Source organism: Ruegeria sp. BG9 (assembly GCF_056538305.1).
Map to the genome: position 1 here is coordinate 100,255 of NZ_JBQFSY010000010.1, position 23,498 is coordinate 123,752.

The following is a 23,498-nucleotide window of genomic DNA, read 5'->3' on the forward strand; positions in this document are numbered from 1 at the left end:
TGACCCGGACCGGATGGAGCCCCAGAACTAGCCTATGACAGAGACATTCACCGGCAGCTTCACCCAACAAGAACCCATCCCGGACGAGGCGGTCGAGGCTGCTCTGGCCGTTCTGCGGCACGGGCGTCTTCATCGCTACAACGTCGTGCCTGGCGAATTGGGCGAGGCCGCGCTGCTGGAGCAGGAATTCGCGGCCCAGATGGGGGCGAAATATTGCCTTGCCGTTTCGTCGGGTGGCTACGCTTTGGCGACCGCCTTGCGGGCCGTGGGTGTGCAGCCCGGCGAGGCGGTGCTAACCAACGCGTTTACTCTGGCTCCTGTACCGGGGGCGATTGCCTCAGTCGGGGCCAAGCCGATTTTTGTCGGCGTGACCGAACACCTGACCATTGATCTGGAGGATCTGGAGGCCAAGCTGGATCAGGCGCGGGTTCTGATGCTCAGCCATATGCGTGGCCATCTGTGCGACATGGACCGGTTGATACAGCTCTGCAATGCGGCAGGCGTTGTCGTGATCGAGGACTGCGCCCATACGATGGGGGCCGCGTGGCGCGGGCAACTCTCGGGTCGGCAAGGAGCCATCGGGTGTTATTCGTGCCAGACCTACAAACATGTGAACTCGGGCGAGGGTGGTCTGCTGGTTACCGATGATGAGGAACTTGCGGCCAAAGCCACGATGCTGTCGGGGTCCTACATGCTCTACGAGCGGCATCTGGCTGCACCGGGGCCAGAGGTGTTTGAGCGGATCAAATACACCACACCGAACGTCTCGGGCCGTATGGACAACTTGCGTGCGGCGATTTTGCGCCCTCAGCTACGGGATCTGGATCGGCAGGTTGGCCGCTGGAATGAACGGTATCAGACCATTGAAGGCGGTCTGCGGGGTACACCGGGCCTGACAATGGTCGAGCGTCCCGAAGCGGAGACCTATGTGGGATCCTCGATCCAGTTCCTACTGCTCGACTGGCTGCCGGAACGGATCGCCGAGGTGATCAGCCGCTGCGCCAGCCGCGGAGTGGAGTTAAAATGGTTCGGCGGTGCCGAGCCCACCGGGTTTACCTCACGCTATGACAGTTGGCGCTATGCCGAAAGTGAGCGAATGCCTGCCTCGGACCGGGTTTTGGCTGGCATTATGGATATGCGCGTGCCCCTGACCTTTTCGCTGGAAGACTGCCAACTGATCGCCCGCATCATCCGGGCCGAGGTCGGAGCTGTCTACCAATCGTGATCCAATTGAGTGCGCCTGCAGCGCACGCTTGATTTTTTGGGAAACGCCGCCCCGGTTCGGGCGGCGTTTTGCGTGTTGGAACCGGGGCGCCCGGAATGATTGACCCGCCGCAGATTCGCTGGTATCCAGTTATTGAACACTTGTTCATTAATGCTGAGAGGAGAGCGTCAATGTTCATGGCGAGTATGCAATTCGATCTGGGCGAGGACGTGAATGCGCTGCGCGAGATGGTGCATCGTTGGGCGCAGGAGCGGGTCAAGCCGTTGGCGGCCGAGGTCGATGCGTCGAACGCGTTCCCCAATGAGCTTTGGACCGAGATGGGTGCGCTGGGCCTTTTGGGCGTGACCGTGCCAGAGGAATATGGTGGCGCTGGCATGTCCTATCTGGCGCACACGATCGCGATTGAGGAGATCGCGCGAGCCTCGGCCTCGGTCTCGCTGTCCTATGGCGCGCATTCGAACCTCTGCGTGAACCAGATCAAGCTGAACGGCACGGAAGAGCAAAAACAAAAATACCTCCCACGCCTGATCTCGGGCGAACATGTGGGCGCGCTTGCGATGTCCGAACCCTCGGCTGGATCGGATGTGGTTTCGATGAAGCTGCGCGCCGAGAAGCGCAATGATCATTACCGCCTGAACGGGAACAAGTATTGGATCACCAATGGGCCGGATGCGGATACTCTGGTCGTCTATGCCAAGACCGACCCGGATGCGGGATCGAAAGGGATCACCGCGTTTCTGATCGAGAAAGAGATGACGGGATTCTCGACCTCGCCCCATTTCGACAAGCTTGGGATGCGTGGGTCCAACACCGCAGAACTGATCTTTGAAGACGTAGAAGTACCGTTTGAGAATGTTCTGGGCGAAGAGGGCAAGGGTGTTGCCGTTCTGATGTCCGGGCTCGACTATGAACGTGTTGTGCTGGCCGGGATCGGAACCGGCATCATGGCCGCATGTCTGGATGAAATCATGCCCTATCTGGCCGAGCGCAAGCAGTTCGGCAAACCCATCGGCATGTTCCAACTGATGCAGGGCAAGATCGCAGATATGTACACTGCGATGAACTCGGCCCGTGCTTACGTGTATGAAGTCGCCAAGGCGTGTGACCGTGGGGATGTGACTCGTCAAGACGCGGCTGCGTGCTGTCTCTATGCCTCTGAGGCGGCGATGACGCAGGCGCATCAGGCCGTTCAGGCGATGGGAGGGGCGGGGTTCCTGTCAGACGCTCCGGTCAGCCGGATATTTCGGGATGCCAAGCTGATGGAGATCGGGGCCGGGACCAGCGAAATCCGCCGCATGCTGATCGGTCGCGAATTGATGGGCGAAATGCTGGGGTAAGAAATCGCCCCGCAGCCGAGGGAACTGCGGGGCGTTTCGATCAAAGGATCAGAAGCGATGGACGTAGGATACGCCGACCAGCCAAGGATCGATTTCCGCGGTACCGATATCGGCACCGTTCAGTTTGACGTCCGAGTCGATATCGAACCAACGCACATTCAAACGGACAGCGCCTTGTTCAGTGATCTGATAGTCCAAACCAGCCTGAAGCGACAAACCGAACGAGTTGTCCAGTTCCAGGTCGCCCAGAGGAGAGCTTTCTTCAAAGAAGATAGTGTAGTTGAGGCCTGCGCCGACATAGGGCTTCCACGCGCTGTTGGTCGGGAAGTGGTAGTTCAGCGACAAGGTGGGGGGCAGGTGCTTGGTGCTGCCGGCGTCGGTGCTGCCACCCAAGGTGATATCGTGTTCGAATGGCGTGGAGGCCAGCAATTCGATACCCAAGTTGTCCCGAATGAAGTATTCGACGGTAAAGATCGGACGGGTGTCGTCGTCGACCTCGGCGTCAAATCCGGCCAGCGTTCCATTGTCGGATTTCGGGTCCAGGTAGCCGACACCGAAACTAACGGTCCAGTCACCTTGCGATTGGGCGAGTGCGGGGCCAGCCAGCGCGACCAGCGCGGTGGAGAGTGTCAAAGCGGCGAGTTTATTGGTCATTGTTCTGCCTTTGGTTCAGTTGATGACCGCTGTTTTGCACGGGCGCTGCCTGCGCTCTCTGATCTGAGTCAAATTTGCGTGAGCGCACCCGGCAAGTGTGACATAACTGCAGGCCCCGAAAATAAAGGAAAATTTTGATGTCAGGCGATCTGCGCATACCGGGTTTGCGCTCGGCGGGTGGCTGGGATGTCCCCGATCGGCTGAACATGGCGCGCCAGTGTCTGAACCACCCGCCCGAACAGGTCGCCTTGGTCGATCTGACCGAGGGCGAGGAGAGGCCTGTAATTTACGGTCAACTGCACGAGATGACCGATGGGCTTGCGCGGGCACTCTTGCCCAAGGTTCAGGCCGGTGACCGGGTTGGTGTTTTGCTCAGCCAGTCTCCGTGGTGCGCCGCGGCGCATCTGGCGATCTGGAAGATCGGTGCGATCTCGGTGCCTCTATTCAAGCTTTTCAAACAAGACGCGCTGCGCTCCCGCATGGCGGATGCCGGGGCAGGAATCGTTCTGACGGATGCCGAGGGCGCCGAGCTGCTGGGTGATCTGGCCGAGCCTATGATCGCCGCTGAGGTTGCCCATCCCGGCCCAGAGCTGCCCTTTGCGGATACCGGCCCCGAAGACGCTGCCGTGCTGATCTACACTTCGGGTACAACTGGCAGCCCCAAGGGTGCTCTGCACGGGCACCGCGTGCTGACCGGCCATCTGCCCGGCGTTTCGATCAGCCATAATCACCTGCGCGCGGGGGATCGCCTCTGGACCCCGGCGGATTGGGCCTGGATCGGAGGGCTGTTCGATGTCCTGATGCCGGGCCTTGCGCTGGGCATCCCCGTGGTGGCCACCCGGCTGGACAAATTCACTTCCGAGGCCTGCGCCGATGTGATCGCGCGCGGCGGCGTGCGCAATGTGTTCTTTCCTCCGACCGCGCTGCGTATGCTGAAAGCGGCGGATCAGAGCATCCCCGGCCTGCGTTCGGTCGCGTCAGGGGGCGAGCCTCTGGGCGCCGAAATGCTGGCGTGGGGGCAACAGGCCTTTGGACTGACGATCAACGAGTTCTACGGCCAGACCGAGTGCAACATGGTCGTCTCGTCCTGTGCCGAGGATTTCCCGGTGCGTCCCGGCTGTATCGGCAAACCGGTTCCGGGCCATGAGGTCGCGGTGATTGATGAGGACGGCACGCCGACGAGGGACGAGGGCAATGTGGCCATCCGGCGCGGCTCGGCCTCGATGCTACTGGAATACTGGAACCGGCCCGAGGCCACGGCTGAGAAGTTCCGGGGCGATTGGCTGATCACCGGAGACCGAGGCGTCTGGGAAGGCGACTACCTGCGCTTCGTCGGGCGCGATGATGACGTGATCACCTCAGCCGGATACCGCATCGGCCCGGCTGAGATCGAGGATTGCCTGCTGACCCACCCTGCTGTGGCAACGGTCGGCGTGGTCGGCAAGCCCGATCCGCTGCGGACCGAGATCGTAAAGGCCTATGTGGTTTTAAAACCGGGGGCCGAGGCCTCAGGGCCAGAGTTGCAAGATTGGGTCAAGGACCGTCTGGCGCAGTACTCCTATCCGCGAGAGGTGGCGTTTTTGGAGGAATTGCCGATGACGGTGACGGGGAAGGTGATCCGGAAGGAATTGAAGGCGCGGGCGGCGGCGGAGGCAGAGAACATATGAGTCAGAAAACGCATTTTGATGACTACCAGCGTCGATTGAATGATCGCTTGCTCGCTGATGTTAAGTTCGCTCAGTCGCTTGTCCGGCATAACGGCGAGCGTGGCAGGATATTGGAATTGACTTTCCAAAAGCTTCTTGAAAGGCATCTGCCCGAAGCATTTGGTCTGACAACTGGGTTTGCGATAGACCACAAAGGCAATATCTCTAAGCAGTTGGACATAATTGTTTACAGCAAGTCACACTGCCCATTCTTCTTCAATGAGGGCATCTCTGTTCTTCCGGTAGAAGCTGTCATTCTGGCGGTGGAGGTGAAAACGAAGTTAGATGCTCGAGAGTTTGAAGATGTTCGAAAAAAAGCACGTTCAGTAATCGAATTGGATAGAAGTGCTATTGTACCACAAGTTCGCGCACCCGAGAGTCCAATGAATGCCGAGGACGGGTTGCACATGCCGTTGTTTCTTGGTGTGTCATTGGAGAGCGTGGATACGAAAAAACTTTTAGCTTCTCAATCCGGTCAGATTATCGAGCCTGTATTCATATCTATGGATGGTCGCTGCTTGATGAGAGGGATCGGTCCCGATCATAGCGTTCGGTGGGTGCATGAAATCGACGATCCAGCCGCTAGCTTCGTTCTCTTTTCGACAATGATGGTCACACAAACGGTTCTGCGTCCCATTGATGTATCAAAGTACATAAAGGTGCTTCCGCGATGAAACTCACATCCAAAGCCATGCCCACTTCCGAGGGTTTCAAAGCCAACCGCGCAGCCCATCTCGACGCGCTGGAGCAAATCTCGACCGCGGCGGACGCAGCCCGTATGGGAGGCGGCGAGAAATCTCGCGCACGGCACGTCTCTCGGGGCAAGATGCTGCCTCGGCGTAGGGTAGCGAACCTGCTCGATCCGGGGTCTCCGTTTCTCGAAATTGGCGCAACGGCGGCTCATGGAATGTATGGCGATGCCGCGCCTTGTGCCGGGGTGATCGCGGGCATTGGCCGAGTACAGGGGCGCGAGGTCATGGTGGTCTGCAACGACGCCACGGTGAAGGGCGGCACTTACTACCCGATGACCGTCAAAAAACACCTCCGCGCGCAGGAGATTGCCGAGGAAAACCATCTACCCTGCATTTATCTGGTCGATAGCGGCGGCGCGAACTTGCCCAATCAGGATGAGGTTTTCCCTGACCGCGACCACTTTGGCCGTATCTTCTATAACCAAGCGCGGATGAGCGCGAAGGGGATCGCTCAGATCGCTGTGGTGATGGGGTCCTGTACGGCGGGTGGGGCCTATGTGCCCGCTATGTCGGACGTGACTATCATTGTGAAAGAACAAGGTACGATCTTTCTGGCCGGGCCGCCTCTGGTGAAAGCGGCGACCGGCGAGGTTGTGAGTTCCGAAGATCTGGGCGGCGGCGATGTCCATACCCGCCTGTCCGGCGTGGCGGACTATCTGGCCGAGGATGACGCCCACGCGTTGGCTTTGGCACGTCGGGCCGTCGGCTCGTTGAACCTGCGCAAACCGCAGACGGTCGATTGGGCCAGCCCGGAAGACCCTGCCTATGACCCCGAGGAAATCCTGGGCGTTGTTCCGGCTGACCTGCGCACGCCCTACGACATCCGAGAGGTGATCGCGCGTTTGGTCGACGGCTCTCGGTTCGATGAGTTCAAGCCCCGCTTTGGCGAGACGCTGGTAACTGGCTTTGCTCATGTCAAAGGCTGCCCGGTGGGCATCATCGCCAACAATGGCGTGCTGTTCTCCGAGGCCGCACAGAAGGGCGCGCATTTTGTTGAGCTATGTTCCCAGCGTCGCATCCCGCTGGTGTTCCTGCAGAATATTACCGGCTTTATGGTTGGTCGCAAATACGAGAACGAGGGCATCGCGCGGCATGGGGCCAAGATGGTGACGGCGGTGGCGACAACCTCGGTTCCGAAGATCACGATGCTGGTCGGAGGGTCCTTCGGAGCTGGAAACTATGGCATGGCGGGTCGGGCCTATCAGCCTCGGTTCCTGTGGACCTGGCCGAACTCACGGATTTCCGTGATGGGCGGAGAGCAGGCAGCGGGCGTTCTGGCCACCGTAAAACGCGACGGGATCGAGCGGCAGGGCGGGACATGGTCCGCCGAGGAAGAGGCCGAATTCAAACGCCCGACTTTGGATATGTTCGAGGAGCAGTCTCATCCGCTCTATGCCTCTGCTCGGTTGTGGGATGACGGCATCATCGACCCACGCAAATCGCGCGATGTGTTGGCATTGTCATTGAACGCCGCTCTGAACGCCCCGATCGAGGAAACACGTTTCGGCGTGTTCAGGATGTAAGATGAGCGATCTGGAACATCTGAAAAGCCGCTATCCCGGTGCGCAGACTTTCAAGTTCGGCGATAGCGCGGCCCTCAGCGCCGAGCTTCTGGCTTTGGTGCGATCAGGCCGGAAAACGGCAACCTGCGGTGCTTTGCGAGACTATCCCGAAAGCAGTGCAGACACGCCGGTTGTGGGGCGCAGGGATATCGCCTTGGACTGGGACGACCGTCCGGCGCTGGTGATTGAAACGGTTCAGGTTTCGGTCTGTCGGTATTGCGACGTGACCGAAGATTTCGCGCTGGCCGAGGGTGAGAATGAGACGCTTGAGGGTTGGCGCGAAGATCACCGCAGGTATTTCGAACGAAATGGCGGGTTTGATCCTGAAATGGAGCTGCTCTGCGAGCGGTTCCGGCTGGTCGAAGATCTGACGGTTGAGGGGTAGGTCATGTTCAGTAAAATCCTAATCGCAAACCGGGGCGAGATTGCGTGTCGGGTCATCGAAACCGCTCAGAAAATGGGTGTGTCCTGTGTGGCTGTCTATTCGGATGCGGATGCCTCGGCCAAGCATGCGCAGATGGCGGATGAGGCGGTGCATATTGGCGGGGCGGCACCGGCCGAGAGCTATCTGAAGGGGGATGTGATCATCCAGGCGGCGCTCGAGACCGGGGCGCAGGCGATCCATCCCGGCTATGGGTTTCTGTCCGAGAACCCCGATTTTGTGGATGCAGTTGACGCCGCTGGGCTGACCTTTATCGGACCATCGGCGGATGCGATCCGTAAGATGGGTCTCAAGGATGCGGCCAAGGCTTTGATGGAGGACGCAGGCGTTCCCGTTGTGCCCGGATATCACGGTGACAATCAGGACCCCGCTCATCTGGCCGAGGCAGCAGCGGCCATCGGCTACCCCGTTCTGATCAAGGCGGTTGCGGGCGGCGGCGGCAAAGGAATGCGGTTGGTTGAGACTCCCGAAGCGTTCTCAGACGCTTTGGACAGTGCGCGCGGAGAGGCTAAGACGGCCTTTGGCAATGATGCGGTTCTGGTCGAGAAATTCGTATCCAAGCCTCGGCATATCGAAGTTCAGGTCTTTGGCGATGGTACCCATGCAGTGCATCTGTTTGAGCGGGACTGCTCGCTTCAGCGTCGGCACCAGAAGGTAATCGAGGAGGCTCCGGCGCCTGGTATGACAATCGAGATGCGCGAGGCGATGGGGCAGGCTGGTGTCCGCGCGGCAGAGGCGATCGGCTACAAAGGGGCCGGGACAGTTGAGTTCATTGTCGACGCGTCCGAAGGGCTGCGACCGGACCGCTTCTGGTTCATGGAGATGAACACCCGCCTGCAAGTTGAACATCCGGTGACTGAGGCGATTACGGGCGTTGATCTGGTCGAATGGCAGTTGCGCGTTGCAGCGGGTGAAAGCTTGCCGAGGCAGCAGAATGAACTGTCGATCAATGGTCACGCGTTTGAGGCACGGCTGTACGCCGAGGATGTGCCCAAGGGCTTTTTGCCCGCGACGGGAACTCTGACCCATCTGCAGTTTCCGTCTGTGTGCCGCGCGGATAGTGGCGTGCGGGCGGGGGATACGATCAGCCCCTGGTATGATCCGATGATCGCCAAGGTCGTCGTGCATGGTCCGACCCGCGCGGTCGCACTTGAGAGCCTGCATCGTGCTCTGCGCCAGACCGAAGTTGCCGGGACGGTGACCAATCTGGCCTTCCTTGGCGCTCTGACACGCCATGGGGGTTTTGCCTCGGGCGACGTGGATACGGGTCTGATCGGGCGTGACCTTGAGGATTTGGTCCAGACTGCGGACGCGGTCAATGCGTCCGTGGTGGCCGCGGCGATGACAGCGCTGGGGCTGACAGAGACGACCTCAGAGACTGGCTTCACCCTGTGGGGGCCGTTGTACCGGGCCGTGCAGCTGATGCGCGACGGTGAGGTCTTTGATCTGGATGTTCAGGTCGAAAGCCCGCACCGGCAGCTCTGGACGGTGAATGGCGCGCAGGTGATCGCGCAGCGCAAGGGTGGTTGGGTCATTGATGGACAGCGCATGCCCAATGTCGCCGTCGCTGGGCCTCAGATCACGGTGTTTGATGACTATGGGCAGGCGTTTGAAATCGTCGACCCCTTGGATCGCGATCCCAGCGCTGCAGGAGATACCAATGTGATCGAGGCGCCGATGCCGGGTCTGGTCAAGGCCGTCTTCGCCTCGGCAGGGCAGGCCGTGAAAGAGGGCGACCGGTTGGCGATTCTGGAAGCCATGAAGATGGAGCATTCACTGCTAGCTGCCCGCGATGGTGTGGTGGCCGAGGTGTTGGCAGACGCAGGTGCGCAGGTTGAGGCCGGGGCGGCCCTTGTTCGCTTGGCCGAGGATTGATCTGTTCGGGCCGTACATTGCGTGGCACAGTCGGGCCATCCGAATGTAAAACAAAAAGAAGCCGGGGAGGGATGCGCTGATGAAAGAACGGGTCGAGATATTCGAGGTCGGGCCAAGGGACGGGCTTCAGAACGAACAGCGCGAGATTCCGGTAGCCGAGAAGGTTGCGCTGGTCGATTGCCTTAGCCGCGCCGGGTTCAACCGAATTGAGGTTGCCAGTTTCGTGTCCCCTAAATGGGTTCCCCAGATGGCGGGAAGCGGCGCGGTTCTGGCTGGAATCAAACGGGCTGAGGGCGTGCGTTATGCGGCGTTGACGCCGAACATGCGCGGCTATGAAGACGCGCTTGCGGCCAAAGCGGATGAGATCGCGGTATTTGCATCAGCCTCCGAGGGGTTCTCGAAAGCCAACATCAACGCGACCATCGCGGAATCCATTGAACGGTTCGTGCCGATCCTTGAGGCCGCGCGCCATATCGACCTGCCGGTTCGGGGCTATGTCTCATGCGTGACCGATTGCCCATATGATGGTCCGACCCCACCCGAAAAAGTGGCTGAGGTCGCGGACGCTCTGTTCGCGCATGGGTGTTATGAGATTTCGCTTGGCGACACGATCGGGCAGGGAACTCCGGACAAGATCGCGCATATGCTGCTGGCGGTGCGCGACAGGGTGCCCGTTACACGGCTTGCGGGCCATTTCCACAACACCAACGGGCGAGCGATGGACAATATTGATGCCTCGCTGGCGCTGGGCGTGCGGGTGTTTGACGCTGCCGTCGGTGGCTTGGGTGGATGTCCTTATGCACCCGGCGCGGCTGGCAATGTCGCGACTGAGGCCGTCGCCCCCCATCTGGAGCGGCTTGGATATGAGACCGGTCTGGACGCAGCAGTTTTGGACGAAGCTGCGCAGATAGCGCAGGCAATGAGAGGCTGACATGTTTGAAACGATTGCGGTCGTCACTGATGACCGGGGTGTCGCGACGCTAACTCTGTCGCGCGCCGAAAAGCACAACGCCATGTCGGCGTTGATGATCAGCGAATTGACTCACGCCGCGGCGCAGCTCGGGCGCGACGAGGCGGTGCGCGTTGTTGTGTTGACCGGGTCTGGCAAGAGCTTCTGCGCCGGGGGCGATCTGGGGTGGATGCGCGATCAGATGGCGGCGGATGCCGAGACCCGATTCACTGAGGCGCGTAAGCTGGCGGAAATGCTGATGGTGCTGAACGAGATGCCCAAACCTTTGATCGGCGCATTGCAAGGCAACGCGTTTGGCGGTGGAGTCGGGCTGGCCTCGGTCTGCGATATGGCGGTTGGCGTTGACACCCTGAAAATGGGCCTGACCGAGACCCGGCTGGGCCTGATCCCGGCGACGATTGGGCCTTACGTGATCGCGCGGATGGGTGAGGCCCGCGCGCGGCGTGTTTTCATGTCGGCGCGTTTGTTTGACGCGGCAGAGGCGGTGGAGCTTGGACTGTTGGCAAAAGCGGTGCCAGCCGATCAACTCATGCGCGCTGTCGAGGATGAAATCACCCCCTATCTGTCCTGTGCGCCGGGGGCTGTGGCGTCGGCTAAGGCCTTGGTTCAAAACCTCGGTCCGCGTCTTGACGACAGTGTGATTGACCATACCATCCAAGCGTTGGTCGCCCGATGGGAGACGCCTGAAGCACGTGAAGGCATCGAAGCTTTCTTTGAAAAACGTAACCCCAAGTGGAACAACAAAGTTTAACTTGGGGCGTCTATTGTCCGCTGAGGCGAAAACGGGGTGATTCCCGAAGGTCTGTCAAGGGGATGAATGACGTGGTGCGCGCTTGTGTTCGGTTGACCCTCTGACCGCGTGGGGCTAGAGAAAGTCGAGTCAACACGCCAATTGACGGCGCCCCCCGAAAGGGGATGCGCAGGAAAGGAGCTAGACGTGGAAGACCTGCTGCGGGAGTATCTCCCTATTCTGGTGTTTCTGGCCGTAGCCATCGGCCTGGGAATTGTCCTGATTCTGGCAGCTGTCGTTCTGGCAGTTCGCAACCCCGATCCCGAAAAAGTCAGCGCCTATGAATGCGGCTTCAACGCGTTTGATGACGCTCGGATGAAGTTCGATGTGCGCTTCTATCTGGTTTCGATCCTGTTCATCATTTTCGACCTAGAGATTGCGTTCCTGTTCCCTTGGGCCGTGGGCTTTAAAGACATCAGCGATGTAGGGTTCTGGTCGATGATGGTGTTCCTGGGCGTTTTGACCATCGGCTTTGCCTATGAATGGAAGAAGGGGGCCTTGGAATGGGAGTGATGACGGGTGCAAATACCGCCGGCGTCGACAAAGAAGTCGCCACCCAAGCCCTCAATGCCGAGCTGCAGGACAAAGGCTTCCTGCTGACCTCGACCGAAGACATCATAAATTGGGCGCGGACCGGGTCTTTGCATTGGATGACCTTTGGTCTGGCCTGTTGCGCGGTCGAGATGATGCACACCTCAATGCCGCGCTATGACGCGGAACGGTTTGGCATCGCGCCGCGTGCCTCGCCGCGCCAGTCCGACGTGATGATCGTGGCCGGTACGCTGACCAACAAGATGGCTCCGGCTCTGCGCAAGGTCTACGACCAGATGCCCGAGCCGCGCTATGTGATCTCGATGGGGTCCTGCGCAAATGGCGGCGGCTACTACCACTACTCCTATTCCGTCGTGCGCGGCTGTGACCGTATCGTTCCGGTGGATATCTACGTCCCCGGTTGCCCTCCGACCGCCGAGGCGCTGCTGTACGGTCTGATGCAGCTGCAACGCAAAATCCGCCGTACTGGCACGATCGTGCGCTAAGGGAGAGGGCGGATGAGCGAAGCACTCAAAGAACTCGGTACGCATCTTGAGCTGAAACGGTCCGACTGTGTGTTGTCCTGGGATGTCACCCATGGTGAGCTGAATGTGGATGTGGCGCCGTCAAACCTTGTCGAATTCATCGAATTCCTTAAAAGCGACCACTCCTGCCAGTTCTCAACGCTGGTCGATATAACGGGCGTGGACTACCCGGAACGGGCCAAGCGGTTCGACGTGGTCTATCACTTCCTGTCGATGTACCAGAACCAGCGCATCCGCCTGCGGGTGTCGATCCGCGAGGAAGACATGGTGCCCTCGATTGTCGACATACACCCCTCGGCCAATTGGTTCGAGCGTGAGGTTTTCGACATGTTCGGCATCCTGTTCTCGGGCCATCCGGACCTGCGGCGTATCCTGACCGATTACGGGTTCCGCGGCTATCCGCTGCGCAAGGATTTCCCGACCACCGGCTACACCGAGGTTCGCTATGACGAGGCGCAGAAACGGGTGGTTTATGAACCCGTCAGCCTCGTGCAGGAATACCGTCAGTTTGATTTTATGTCCCCATGGGAAGGTGCCAACTACATTCTTCCGGGGGATGAAAAACAGGAGTCGTAAGCCATGGAGTTCCTGATCTGGATCGCATTCACGATCGCCACGATCATCCCGATGCTGAAACTGCTGCCGCATTTCGGGATCGAGAAGTTCTGGGCGTTTGCCTGTGTCATCCCGATTGGAACGCTGATCCTTTTGTGGATCATGGCCATGAAGCTGCAAGAGATGGAACGTCGCTGAGATGCTGGGGGAACTGATCATTTTGGGCGCCCTTGGGGTGCTGCTTGCCGGCGCCGCAGCCAAGGCGGATGAGGCCGAGAAGGTCCGGGTGCGCGCGGACGCGAAGAAAAAGCGGGGGCGGTGATGGACGGCTCAAGATATGATGACGGCAGCACGGACGCGCTGAGCGGCGAGCAGAAAATCCGCAATTTCAACATTAACTTCGGCCCACAACACCCTGCTGCGCATGGAGTTTTGCGTTTGGTGCTTGAGCTGGACGGAGAGATCGTAGAGCGCTGCGATCCGCATATCGGCTTGCTGCACCGTGGCACCGAAAAGCTGATGGAAAGCCGGACGTATCTGCAGAACCTGCCGTATTTCGACCGTCTGGATTACGTGGCGCCGATGAACCAGGAACATGCCTGGTGTCTGGCGATTGAGAAATTGACCGGGGTTGAAGTACCGCGCCGTGGCTCGTTGATCCGGGTTCTGTATTCTGAGATTGGGCGTATTCTGAACCATCTGCTGAATGTGACCACACAGGCGATGGATGTAGGCGCTCTGACCCCACCGCTGTGGGGTTTTGAAGAACGCGAAAAGCTGATGGTGTTCTATGAGCGCGCCTGTGGTGCCCGCCTGCACGCTGCCTATTTCCGCCCCGGGGGCGTTCATCAGGACCTGCCGCCCGAACTGCTGGATGATATTGAGGCGTGGAGCCACGAATTCCCCGCCGTTCTCGACGACATTGACGGGTTGTTGACCGAAAACCGCATCTTCAAGCAACGCAACGCCGATATTGGCGTCGTGACCGAGGATGACATTCAGAAATACGGTTTCTCGGGCGTGATGGTCCGTGGCTCAGGCCTCGCGTGGGATTTGCGCCGTGCGCAGCCCTACGAATGCTACGACGAGTTCGAGTTCCAGATCCCCGTCGGCAAGAATGGCGACTGCTATGACCGCTATCTCTGCCGCATGGAAGAGATGCGCCAGTCACTGCTGATCATCCGACAGGCCATCGCTAAGATTCGCGAATGCCCAGGCGACGTTCTGGCTCGCGGCAAGATCACCCCGCCGAAACGCTCGGACATGAAGACCTCGATGGAAAGCCTGATCCATCACTTTAAGCTTTACACCGAAGGCTTCCACGTCCCCGCAGGCGAGGTTTATGCCGCCGTCGAGGCCCCCAAGGGCGAGTTCGGTGTCTATCTGGTCGCCGACGGCACCAACAAACCCTATCGCGCCAAACTCCGCGCACCAGGTTTCCTGCATCTGCAAGCCATGGATCACGTCGCCAAAGGCCACCAACTGGCTGACGTCGCAGCCATTATCGGCACCATGGACGTCGTATTTGGAGAGATTGACCGCTAATGCTCCGCCGTCTTCACCCCGAACAACCTGATAGCTTTGCGTTCACCGCTGCCAACCAGCAATGGGCCGAAGCGCAGATCACAAAATACCCTGAGGGTCGCCAAGCCAGCGCCGTGATCCCTCTGCTGTGGCGCGCGCAAGAGCAAGAGGGCTGGCTGTCCCGCCCGGCAATTGAATCCGTCGCCGACATGCTGGGCATGGCCTATATTCGCGTGCTCGAGGTCGCTTCGTTCTACTTCATGTTCCAACTGCAGCCAGTCGGCTCGGTGGCGCATATACAGGTGTGTGGCACGACCTCCTGCATGATTTGCGGGGCCGAGGATCTTATTGCGGTCTGCAAGGACAAGATCGCCGCCAAGCCGCATGAGTTATCCGCCGATGGTAAGCTGAGCTGGGAAGAGGTGGAATGCCTTGGGTCCTGTACGAATGCTCCGATGGCGCAGATCGGCAAGGATTACTACGAAGACCTGACTGCCGAGAGTTTTGGCAAGATCATTGACGATCTGGCTGCGGGGAAGGTGCCCACGCCCGGCCCTCAGAACGGGCGTTATGCGGCTGAGCCTTTGAAAGGTCTCAGCAGCCTGACCGAACATGCGGATGGAAAGCCGGAACACAATGCCAGCGTGGCCTTGGCGGCAGAGCTTGGCGATACGGTCAAGCGGATCGACGGGACCGAGGTTCCAATTCTCACGCCTTGGCTGGGGAAAGACGGCAAACAGGCCGGCGCCTCAGCGGCGGCGAATCCGCCCAAAGCGCCCGAGCCACCGAAACCTGCCGTCAAACAGGCCGCTGAGGCCAAAGCGAAAGAGGTCGAGGAAGATAAACCCCGAACGCTGACCGAGGCGCGTGGGGGCCTGCCGGACGACCTCAAGATGCTGAAAGGCGTAGGGCCCAAGCTGGAAGAGAAACTGAACGATCTGGGCTTTTTCCACTATGATCAGATCGCAGCCTGGACGCCTGAACATGTGGCCTGGGTGGATGCGCGCCTGAAGTTCAAAGGCCGGATTGAACGCGATGGCTGGATTGAACAGGCGGCCAAGCTGGCCGTTGGGGATGAGACCGAATTCGCCAAACGTGCCAAGGAAGACGGCACTTACGAAGACTAAACGCCCTGCAAGGGCTCAAGGACGAGATGGACAAGGACAAAGAACAAGCCATAGCCCGCAAGGGCCGACATATAGGCATCGTCATCGCCGTGACGATGGTGGTTTGGCTTGGCATGACTTTGTTCATTGGCCCTGCAATTGGAATGCCGGGGCGCTATGCGCTGCTATTTGATTTCGCTGCTTTGGCCGGCTTCATCTATGCAGGCGTCAACATTTTTCAACTCTGGCGCATGCGTCAGGACAGCTGAGGGTAACACGCGATGCTGAAGGATCAGGACCGGATCTTTACCAACATCTACGGGATGCACGAGCGTACTCTGCGCGGCGCGCAGGCCCGAGGGCATTGGGATGGCACCGCTGGCCTGATCGAAAAGGGCCGGGATTGGATCATCCAGACGATGAAAGACTCGGGCCTGCGTGGGCGCGGTGGCGCAGGCTTCCCAACCGGTCTGAAATGGTCGTTCATGCCCAAGGAAAGCGATGGCCGCCCGTCTTATCTGGTTGTGAATGCGGATGAATCCGAGCCGGGTACCTGCAAAGACCGTGAGATAATGCGCCACGATCCGCATACGCTGATCGAAGGCTGCCTGATTGCCTCTTTCGCGATGAATGCGCACACCTGCTATATCTACCTGCGCGGCGAATACATCCGCGAACGCGAGGCGCTACAGGCCGCAATTGATGAGGCCTATGACGCCGGGCTGTTGGGCAAGAACGCGGCCGGCTCGGGATGGGATTTCGACATCTTCCTGCATCACGGCGCGGGTGCCTATATCTGTGGCGAAGAAACTGCGCTGATCGAAAGCCTTGAGGGTAAAAAGGGTATGCCGCGCATGAAGCCGCCATTCCCGGCTGGCGCAGGCCTCTATGGCTGCCCAACCACGGTGAACAACGTGGAGTCCATCGCTGTTGTACCGACCATCCTGCGCCGAGGCGCGGATTGGTTCGCGGGCTTTGGTCGTCAGAACAACGCCGGCACCAAGCTGTTTGCGATCTCGGGCCATGTGAACAACCCCTGCGTCGTCGAAGAGGCGATGTCGATCCCGTTCGAGCAACTGATCGAAACCCATTGCGGCGGAATTCGCGGCGGCTGGGGCAACCTGCTCGCGGTCATTCCAGGTGGATCGTCCGTTCCGTGCGTGCGCGGTGAAAGCATGCGCGATGCGATCATGGATTTCGACTATCTGCGCGGTGAACTGGGCTCGGGTCTTGGCACGGCGGCGGTGATCGTGATGGATAAGTCCACCGACATCATAAAAGCGATCTGGCGTCTGTCGAAGTTCTACAAGCATGAAAGCTGCGGGCAGTGCACACCCTGCCGCGAAGGCACCGGCTGGATGATGCGCGTGATGGACCGCCTTGTGCGCGGTGAGGCTGAGCTGGAAGAGATCGACATGCTGTTTGACGTCACAAAACAGGTCGAAGGCCACACGATCTGCGCCTTGGGCGATGCCGCGGCCTGGCCGATCCAGGGCCTGATCCGCAACTTCCGCGAAGAGATCGAGGACCGCATCAAGGCTCAGAAATCAGGCCGCATGGGGGCGATGGCAGCGGAATGATCAGGCAGCCCGACGGATATCATCTGGCCGAACTGAATATTGGCCGCCTGCTGGCCCCGACGGATGACCCTCGGGTGGCTGAGTTCATGGCCAATCTCGACAAGGTCAATGGCTTGGGCAAGCGGATGCCGGGCTTTGTTTGGATGATGGAAGGCTCGGGCGAGCCGGGAACCGGGAACACGGAAAACGCGATTGGGGACGATCCTCAATTTGTCGCCAACCTGACCGTCTGGGAAGATGTCGCGAGCCTTGAGACATTTGTCTGGGGCACCATACACAAACAGTTTTACGACCGTCGTCAGGACTGGTTTGAACTGCTGGGGGATCAGCATTTCGTCATGTGGTGGGTGCCCGCAGGGCACCAGCCGGATCTGGATGAAGCCATGGCGCGGCTAGAGCGTCTGCGCCATGAAGGTCCAAGTGAACACGCCTTTGGATGGGCGGATTTGAAACAAGCAAGCAAGTGGCGCGACAATCGTTGCGCTCAGGTCGCAGCGGAGTGAGCGGGATGACACACCATTCTGATCGCGCGCGCAGCCGCCCAGATGCCAGCCATCTGACAGGAATAAACAAAGTGAAGACAATGAAACTCTCAACCTTGGCTGGCCTTGCAGGGCTTGCGCTGGTCTCGGCCTGCACCGTCTCCTCGTCCAAGGACCGTGTGCTGTTTGACGGCCAGTTTTTCCGCGCCAAGGCCAAGTCGGTCGACAAGCGCAACACCCCGACCGAGTTCACTGTAGTCGTGAACAACGTGTCAGCCTCGCTTGACGGCGCACGTGAGGCAGGCCGGTTCGAAGGTACCAAATTCTGCATCCAGAACTTCGGCTCGTCGCGTATCGTGTGGAAGGTTGGCCCGGATACCGAACCGCAGAACCTGCGCATCAGCGACGACAAACTGACTTTTGCGGGAACCTGCCAAAGACCATGAGGCTGTTTTCCGCATATCACGGCAGGGCCAGCGGTCTGTTATTGCATAGCAGACAGGGCGACACCCATCTTGGTCGATCCAAGATGAAAGGACCTGTCATGTCTTATACGAAAACACTTGCAATCGGTCTTGCGCTGATGATCCCAGCGATCGCTGAGGCCAAGCCGCCTCTGCGTGAGGTGAAACAGATCGACAATGAGCTGTATTACATTGCTGTCGCGAAAGAGATTTCGGACTATTGCCCCTCGATCAGCGGGCGGAAGCTGAAAGCAATCAACGTGATGTGGGGGCTGCGATCCGAGGCGAACAGCCTCGGCTACTCGGACCAAGAGATCCGGGCCTATGTCGAATCTGACGCTGAAAAAGACCGGATGCGCGCCAAGGGCGAGGCTTATCTGGCCTCCAACGGCGTGACCTACGAAAACCCGAATTCTTTCTGCACGTTGGGGCGGAAGGAAATCGACAGAAACAGCGCCATCGGCGTTTATTTGAGGGCGAACTGACGATGTCTGACCTCCGCAAGATCAATATCGACGGGCAGGAAATCGAAGTCGATGGTGCTATGACCCTGATCCAAGCCTGTGAAGAGGCTGGGGTCGAGGTGCCGCGCTTCTGCTATCACGAACGTCTGTCGATTGCGGGGAACTGCCGGATGTGTCTGGTTGAGGTCGTGGGCGGCCCTCCGAAACCTGCGGCCTCTTGCGCGATGCAGGTACGCGACCTGCGTCCGGGGCCTGAAGGGCAGCCGCCTCAGGTCAAGACGAACTCACCCATGGTCAAGAAGGCCCGCGAAGGGGTGATGGAGTTTTTGCTGATCAACCACCCACTGGATTGCCCGATCTGCGATCAGGGGGGGGAGTGCGACCTGCAGGATCAGGCGATGGCCTATGGTGTGTCGGGTTCGCGCTTCAAGGAAGCCAAGCGCGCCGTTGACGATCTGGATCTGGGGCCACTGGTCGGCACCGCGATGACCCGTTGCATCAGCTGTACGCGCTGCGTGCGCTTCACGACCGAGGTCGCCGGCATCACTCAGATGGGTCAGACGGGGCGGGGCGAGGATGCTGAGATCACCTCATACCTGAACCAGACGCTGCGCTCGAACCTGCAGGGTAACATCATTGATCTGTGCCCCGTGGGGGCGCTGACCTCGAAACCCTATGCCTTCACCGCGCGCCCGTGGGAGCTGACCAAGACCGAGAGCATCGACGTGATGGATGCTTTGGGCTCGAACATCCGCGTGGATACCAAAGGGCGTGAAGTAATGCGGTTCCTCCCGCGCAACCATGACGGCGTGAATGAGGAATGGATCAGCGACAAGACCCGGTTCGTCTGGGACGGGTTGCGCCGTCAGCGCCTGGACCGTCCTTACGTGCGCGAAAACGGCAAGCTGCGTCCGGCCTCGTGGCCTGAGGCGCTGACCAAAGCTGCTGAAGCGTTGAAAGGGGCCGAAAAACCGGCAGGTCTCGTCGGTGATTTGGCCCCGGTTGAGGCGATCTTTGCGCTGAAGCAGATGATCGAAGGGCAGGGCGGCGTTGTCGAATGCCGTACGGACGGGGCCAAGCTGCCTGCGGGTAACCGTGGGGCTTATGCCGGGACCGCTGCGATCGAAGATATCGACATGGCCGAGCGTATTCTGCTGATCGGCACCAATCCGCGCGATGAGGCTCCGGTTCTGAACGCGCGTATCCGCAAGGCTTGGGCGCATGGGGCCGAGGTTGCTCTGGTCGGTCCGGCGGCCGATCTGACCTATGAATACCACCACATGGGCGATGACCGCGCCGCGTTGCAAAAGGTCGTCGACATGGGCGGCGATGATGAGATCAAAGCAAAACGTTCTTTGGTCATTGTAGGGCAAGGCGCGCTGCAAGAGGCCGATGGCACCGCTGTTCTGACGGCCGCGCAAGCCATTGCAAGCAATACCGAAAGTGGGCTGATCATCCTGCATACTGCTGCCGCGCGCGTGGGTGCGATGGATGTGGATGCCACCAACGCGGGCGGTATGGACGCGATCAGCTCGGCTGATGTGATCTACAACCTTGGCGCGGATGAGGTCGAAATCGGAGACGGCGCATTCGTCATTTATCAAGGCAGCCACGGGGACCGTGGCGCGCACCGCGCTGATGTGATCCTGCCCGCCGCCGCCTATACCGAGGAAAACGGGTTGTTCGTGAACACTGAAGGCCGCCCTCAGTTGGCCATGCGTGCGGGTTTCGCACCGGGTGAGGCCAAGGAAAACTGGGCGATCCTGCGTGCACTCTCGGCCGAGTTAGGGGCAACTCTGCCCTTCGACTCTTTGGCGCAATTGCGATCCGCGTTGATCGAGGCGGTACCGCATCTGGCGCATATCGACGAAGTGATCGCGAACGAGGTGCAACCGCTTGAGGCTGGTACACTGGGCAAGGCGAGTTTCCGCAATGCGGTCAAGGATTTCTACCTGACCAACCCGATCGCGCGCGCCTCGCAACTGATGGCCGAGCTGTCGGCGCAGGCGAAAAACACAGACAGGATGGCCGCAGAATGATCCGTCCCGCAGAGATATCCCCGACGACCCACGGTGTGAGGACCAATGGCTGATTTCTTTAACACACCGGGCGGCATCGCCCTGATCGTCCTGGCGCAGGTGCTCGCCGTTGTGGCCTTTGTGATGATCTCGCTATTGTTCCTTGTCTATGGTGACCGCAAGATCTGGGCGGCTGTTCAGATGCGCCGGGGCCCCAATGTGGTGGGTGCTTACGGTCTATTGCAAACAGTGGCCGACGCGCTGAAATATGTGGTCAAAGAGGTCGTCATCCCGGCAGGCGCGGACCGTACCGTGTTCATCTTGGCGCCGCTGACTTCTTTCGTACTGGCAATGATCGCTTGGGCCGTGATCCCATTCAACGACGGCTGGGTGCTGTCAGATCTGAACGTGGCGATCCTCTATGTCTTCGCCGTATCCTCTTTGGAGGTTTATGGCGTGATTATGGGCGGTTGGGCGTCGAACTCAAAGTACCCTTTCCTCGGCTCGTTGCGCTCTGCGGCGCAGATGATCTCTTATGAAGTGTCGATCGGCCTGATCATCATCGGCGTGATCATCTCGACTGGGTCGATGAATTTCGGCAATATCGTCGAGGCGCAGGATGGCTCGTTTGGCTTCTTCAGTTGGTACTGGCTGCCGCACTTCCCGATGGTATTCCTGTTCTTCATCTCGGCTCTGGCGGAAACCAACCGACCCCCGTTTGACCTGCCCGAGGCGGAATCGGAACTGGTCGCAGGCTATCAGGTCGAATACTCGGCCACGCCCTTCCTGCTGTTCATGGCGGGCGAGTACATCGCCATCTTCCTGATGTGCGCGCTGACCACGCTGCTGTTCTTCGGCGGCTGGCTGTCGCCGATCCCGGGCCTGCCGGATGGAGTGCTATGGATGGTCGCGAAGATGGCGTTTTTCTTCTTCCTCTTCGCGATGGTCAAGGCAATCACACCCCGCTACCGCTATGACCAGTTGATGCGTCTGGGCTGGAAAGTGTTCCTTCCGTTCTCGCTGGCTTGGGTGGTGTTCGTAGCCTTCGCTGCAAAATTCGACTGGTTCTGGGGCGCGTTTGCGCGTTGGAGCGTAGGAGGCTGATATGACTCAAATCGACTACACCCGCGCTGCCAAGTACTTCCTACTGCAGGACTTCTGGGTCGGCATGAAGCTTGGGCTAAAATACTTCTTCGCGCCCAAGGCCACCGTGAATTATCCGCATGAAAAGGGCCCTCTGTCGCCTCGGTTCCGCGGCGAGCACGCCTTGCGCCGATATCCTAACGGCGAGGAACGCTGCATCGCCTGTAAGCTCTGCGAGGCGATTTGCCCGGCGCAAGCCATCACCATCGACGCCGAACCGCGCGAAGACGGCAGCCGTCGCACCACGCGCTACGACATCGACATGACCAAGTGCATCTATTGCGGTTTCTGCCAAGAAGCCTGCCCGGTCGATGCCATCGTCGAAGGCCCGAACTTCGAATTCGCTACGGAAACCCGCGAAGAGCTGTTCTACGACAAGGAAAAGCTGCTCGACAACGGTGAACGCTGGGAAGCCGAAATCGCCCGCAATCTGGAAATGGACGCGCCGTACAGATGAGTGACACGCCGACAAACCCATTTGAGCTGATGATGAAGCAGGCGCAGGACATGGCCAAGGCGATGAATCCGGCGATGGAGAATTTCTCGCCCAAAGGGTTCGAGAACCTATGGCCGACCATGCCTAAAGAGGTCATGGAGATGATGTTCGGCAACACCGTCAACAAGGACGGGCTGGATGCCAAGACGCGTCTACTGCTGACGTTGGCTGGGCTGACCTGTCAGGGCGCTCAGGCGGATTCGGCCGTACGGCAGACCGTGCGCCATGCGCTTGAGGCGGGCGCAAAGAAACAAGAGATCGTGGAAACGATCGGTCAGATGTCGGTCTTTGCTGGCATCCCGGCCATGACACGCGCGCTGGATCTGGCGCAAGAGGTCATGGGCGAAAACGAGGATGAGGATCAATGACCGTCTTTGCCTTCTACCTGTTTGCCATCAGCACCATCACCGGCGGGCTGTTCACGGTGATCAGCCGTCAGCCGGTGCATTCGGTGCTGTGGCTTATCCTGTCTTTCCTGTCCTCGGCTGGGCTGTTCGTACTGCTGGGGGCCGAGTTCGTGGCGATGCTGCTGATCATCGTCTACGTGGGTGCGGTCGCGGTGCTGTTCCTGTTCGTGGTGATGATGCTGGACGTGGACTTTGCCGAGCTCAAGGCCGAGATGGCGCGGTACATGCCTCTGGCCCTGCTGATAGGTCTGGTCATTCTGATGCAGTTCATCATGGCCTTTGGGGCTTGGGACAGCGCCCAAGGCATTGAGGTCAATCTGGCCCAACCGGTCCCGGCGGACCGCCACAACACCGAGGCGCTGGGTGTAATCCTTTACGATCAATACTTCCTTCTGTTCCAACTTGCGGGTCTGATCCTGCTGGTGGCCATGATCGGCGCCATCGTGCTGACTTTGCGCCACCGTCAGGACATCAAGCGTCAGGACATCGTCGGCCAGATGATGCGCGATCCGGCCAAGGCGATGGAGTTGAAGGACGTGAAACCGGGGCAGGGACTTTGAGAAGATGATCGGACTTGAACACTATCTTACAGTCGCGGCGACGCTGTTCGTCATCGGCATCTTTGGTCTCTTCCTGAACCGCAAGAATGTCATCATCCTGCTCATGAGCATCGAATTGATGCTGCTGGCGGTGAATATCAACCTTGTGGCGTTTTCCAGCTTCCTCGGCGATCTGGTCGGGCAGGTGTTCACGCTGTTCGTGCTGACCGTTGCGGCGGCAGAGGCGGCGATTGGTCTGGCCATTCTGGTCTGCTTCTTCCGCAACCGTGGCACTATCGCGGTTGAAGACGTCAATATGATGAAGGGCTGA

General features: G+C 59.4%; 28 protein-coding genes. 27 read left to right on the forward strand and 1 reads right to left on the reverse strand.

Annotation, left to right across the window (positions count from 1 at the left end; all coding sequences use genetic code 11):
* Nucleotides 1–34: 34 nt before the first annotated feature.
* Nucleotides 35–1,225: an aminotransferase class I/II-fold pyridoxal phosphate-dependent enzyme gene (locus ACR0I8_RS17550; RefSeq protein WP_170691924.1), complete on the forward strand. Its 1,191-nt coding sequence runs from the start codon at nt 35–37 to the stop codon at nt 1,223–1,225.
* 170 nt (nt 1,226–1,395) lie between these two features.
* The gene (locus ACR0I8_RS17555) at nt 1,396–2,562 is read left to right on the forward strand and encodes an isovaleryl-CoA dehydrogenase (protein ID WP_170691926.1); all 1,167 of its coding nucleotides are present in this window, start codon (nt 1,396–1,398) and stop codon (nt 2,560–2,562) included.
* Nucleotides 2,563–2,610: 48 nt separating this feature from the next.
* Here the strand turns inward: ACR0I8_RS17555 and ACR0I8_RS17560 are convergent, their stop codons facing one another.
* Nucleotides 2,611–3,216: an OmpW family outer membrane protein gene (locus tag ACR0I8_RS17560; protein WP_170691928.1), complete on the reverse strand. Its 606-nt coding sequence runs from the start codon at nt 3,214–3,216 to the stop codon at nt 2,611–2,613.
* A gap of 137 nt (nt 3,217–3,353) precedes the next feature.
* Here ACR0I8_RS17560 and ACR0I8_RS17565 point away from each other — a divergent pair, with 137 nt between their 5' ends.
* The 25 genes from ACR0I8_RS17565 to nuoK all read left to right on the forward strand — a co-directional run bounded on the left by ACR0I8_RS17565 (nt 3,354) and on the right by nuoK (nt 23,498).
* The gene (locus ACR0I8_RS17565; protein ID WP_170691930.1) at nt 3,354–4,883 is read left to right on the forward strand and encodes an AMP-binding protein; all 1,530 of its coding nucleotides are present in this window, start codon (nt 3,354–3,356) and stop codon (nt 4,881–4,883) included.
* Nucleotides 4,880–5,596, forward strand: a complete 717-nt coding sequence (locus tag ACR0I8_RS17570) for a DUF6602 domain-containing protein (RefSeq protein WP_170691932.1) — start codon at nt 4,880–4,882, stop codon at nt 5,594–5,596. Before ACR0I8_RS17565 ends, ACR0I8_RS17570 begins: the two co-directional genes overlap by 4 nt.
* Entirely contained in the window at nt 5,593–7,197 is a 1,605-nt protein-coding gene (locus ACR0I8_RS17575) for a carboxyl transferase domain-containing protein (RefSeq protein WP_170691934.1), read from the forward strand. The genes ACR0I8_RS17570 and ACR0I8_RS17575 overlap by 4 nt, the downstream gene beginning before the upstream one ends.
* 1 nt (nt 7,198) lies before the next feature.
* Complete coding sequence (locus ACR0I8_RS17580; RefSeq protein WP_170375117.1) at nt 7,199–7,621, forward strand: ASCH domain-containing protein; 423 nt, start codon at nt 7,199–7,201, stop codon at nt 7,619–7,621.
* A 3-nt stretch (nt 7,622–7,624) separates the two neighbouring features.
* Nucleotides 7,625–9,553 carry an acetyl-CoA carboxylase biotin carboxylase subunit gene (locus ACR0I8_RS17585; RefSeq protein ID WP_170691936.1) on the forward strand — a complete coding sequence of 643 codons (1,929 nt, stop codon included), beginning with the start codon at nt 7,625–7,627 and terminating at the stop codon, nt 9,551–9,553.
* A 79-nt stretch (nt 9,554–9,632) separates the two neighbouring features.
* The gene (locus ACR0I8_RS17590) at nt 9,633–10,484 is read left to right on the forward strand and encodes a hydroxymethylglutaryl-CoA lyase (RefSeq protein ID WP_170691938.1); all 852 of its coding nucleotides are present in this window, start codon (nt 9,633–9,635) and stop codon (nt 10,482–10,484) included.
* A gap of 1 nt (nt 10,485) precedes the next feature.
* Nucleotides 10,486–11,274 (forward strand): crotonase/enoyl-CoA hydratase family protein, encoded by a 789-nt coding sequence (locus tag ACR0I8_RS17595; RefSeq protein ID WP_170691940.1) that lies wholly within the window; start codon nt 10,486–10,488, stop codon nt 11,272–11,274.
* 186 nt (nt 11,275–11,460) lie between these two features.
* On the forward strand, nt 11,461–11,826 hold the full coding sequence (locus ACR0I8_RS17600; RefSeq protein WP_170375125.1) for an NADH-quinone oxidoreductase subunit A: 366 nt from the start codon (nt 11,461–11,463) through the stop codon (nt 11,824–11,826).
* Nucleotides 11,817–12,350, forward strand: coding sequence for a NuoB/complex I 20 kDa subunit family protein (locus ACR0I8_RS17605; protein ID WP_037307875.1), 534 nt, complete (start codon nt 11,817–11,819; stop codon nt 12,348–12,350). Before ACR0I8_RS17600 ends, ACR0I8_RS17605 begins: the two co-directional genes overlap by 10 nt.
* A 12-nt stretch (nt 12,351–12,362) precedes the next feature.
* A complete protein-coding gene (locus ACR0I8_RS17610) occupies nt 12,363–12,965 on the forward strand; it encodes an NADH-quinone oxidoreductase subunit C (RefSeq protein WP_170691941.1) in 603 nt (200 codons plus the stop codon).
* Nucleotides 12,966–12,968: 3 nt separating this feature from the next.
* Entirely contained in the window at nt 12,969–13,142 is a 174-nt protein-coding gene (locus ACR0I8_RS17615) for a hypothetical protein (RefSeq protein WP_170461080.1), read from the forward strand.
* Nucleotide 13,143: 1 nt separating this feature from the next.
* A complete protein-coding gene (locus ACR0I8_RS17620; protein ID WP_480703441.1) occupies nt 13,144–13,266 on the forward strand; it encodes a hypothetical protein in 123 nt (40 codons plus the stop codon).
* On the forward strand, nt 13,266–14,489 hold the full coding sequence (locus tag ACR0I8_RS17625; RefSeq protein ID WP_170375130.1) for an NADH-quinone oxidoreductase subunit D: 1,224 nt from the start codon (nt 13,266–13,268) through the stop codon (nt 14,487–14,489). The genes ACR0I8_RS17620 and ACR0I8_RS17625 overlap by 1 nt, the downstream gene beginning before the upstream one ends.
* The gene (gene nuoE / locus ACR0I8_RS17630) at nt 14,489–15,595 is read left to right on the forward strand and encodes an NADH-quinone oxidoreductase subunit NuoE (RefSeq protein WP_170691943.1); all 1,107 of its coding nucleotides are present in this window, start codon (nt 14,489–14,491) and stop codon (nt 15,593–15,595) included. Before ACR0I8_RS17625 ends, nuoE begins: the two co-directional genes overlap by 1 nt.
* 26 nt (nt 15,596–15,621) lie before the next feature.
* The gene (locus ACR0I8_RS17635) at nt 15,622–15,843 is read left to right on the forward strand and encodes a DUF5337 domain-containing protein (RefSeq protein ID WP_170467891.1); all 222 of its coding nucleotides are present in this window, start codon (nt 15,622–15,624) and stop codon (nt 15,841–15,843) included.
* Nucleotides 15,844–15,855: 12 nt separating this feature from the next.
* Nucleotides 15,856–17,154, forward strand: coding sequence for an NADH-quinone oxidoreductase subunit NuoF (nuoF, locus tag ACR0I8_RS17640; RefSeq protein WP_170691945.1), 1,299 nt, complete (start codon nt 15,856–15,858; stop codon nt 17,152–17,154).
* Nucleotides 17,151–17,657 (forward strand): DUF3291 domain-containing protein, encoded by a 507-nt coding sequence (locus tag ACR0I8_RS17645; RefSeq protein WP_170691947.1) that lies wholly within the window; start codon nt 17,151–17,153, stop codon nt 17,655–17,657. The genes nuoF and ACR0I8_RS17645 overlap by 4 nt, the downstream gene beginning before the upstream one ends.
* A 5-nt stretch (nt 17,658–17,662) precedes the next feature.
* The gene (locus ACR0I8_RS17650) at nt 17,663–18,082 is read left to right on the forward strand and encodes a hypothetical protein (protein ID WP_480703444.1); all 420 of its coding nucleotides are present in this window, start codon (nt 17,663–17,665) and stop codon (nt 18,080–18,082) included.
* Between the two features lie 98 nt (nt 18,083–18,180).
* Nucleotides 18,181–18,585 carry a DUF5333 domain-containing protein gene (locus tag ACR0I8_RS17655; RefSeq protein WP_480703446.1) on the forward strand — a complete coding sequence of 135 codons (405 nt, stop codon included), beginning with the start codon at nt 18,181–18,183 and terminating at the stop codon, nt 18,583–18,585.
* 2 nt (nt 18,586–18,587) lie between these two features.
* Nucleotides 18,588–20,603 carry an NADH-quinone oxidoreductase subunit NuoG gene (gene nuoG / locus ACR0I8_RS17660; RefSeq protein WP_170691950.1) on the forward strand — a complete coding sequence of 672 codons (2,016 nt, stop codon included), beginning with the start codon at nt 18,588–18,590 and terminating at the stop codon, nt 20,601–20,603.
* A gap of 45 nt (nt 20,604–20,648) precedes the next feature.
* A complete protein-coding gene (nuoH, locus tag ACR0I8_RS17665) occupies nt 20,649–21,686 on the forward strand; it encodes an NADH-quinone oxidoreductase subunit NuoH (protein WP_170691952.1) in 1,038 nt (345 codons plus the stop codon).
* Nucleotide 21,687: 1 nt separating this feature from the next.
* Nucleotides 21,688–22,182, forward strand: a complete 495-nt coding sequence (gene nuoI / locus ACR0I8_RS17670) for an NADH-quinone oxidoreductase subunit NuoI (RefSeq protein WP_039524264.1) — start codon at nt 21,688–21,690, stop codon at nt 22,180–22,182.
* Entirely contained in the window at nt 22,179–22,589 is a 411-nt protein-coding gene (locus ACR0I8_RS17675; protein WP_170678546.1) for a carboxymuconolactone decarboxylase family protein, read from the forward strand. Before nuoI ends, ACR0I8_RS17675 begins: the two co-directional genes overlap by 4 nt.
* Entirely contained in the window at nt 22,586–23,188 is a 603-nt protein-coding gene (locus ACR0I8_RS17680) for an NADH-quinone oxidoreductase subunit J (RefSeq protein WP_170375149.1), read from the forward strand. The genes ACR0I8_RS17675 and ACR0I8_RS17680 overlap by 4 nt, the downstream gene beginning before the upstream one ends.
* A 4-nt stretch (nt 23,189–23,192) precedes the next feature.
* Complete coding sequence (gene nuoK, locus ACR0I8_RS17685; RefSeq protein ID WP_005984024.1) at nt 23,193–23,498, forward strand: NADH-quinone oxidoreductase subunit NuoK; 306 nt, start codon at nt 23,193–23,195, stop codon at nt 23,496–23,498.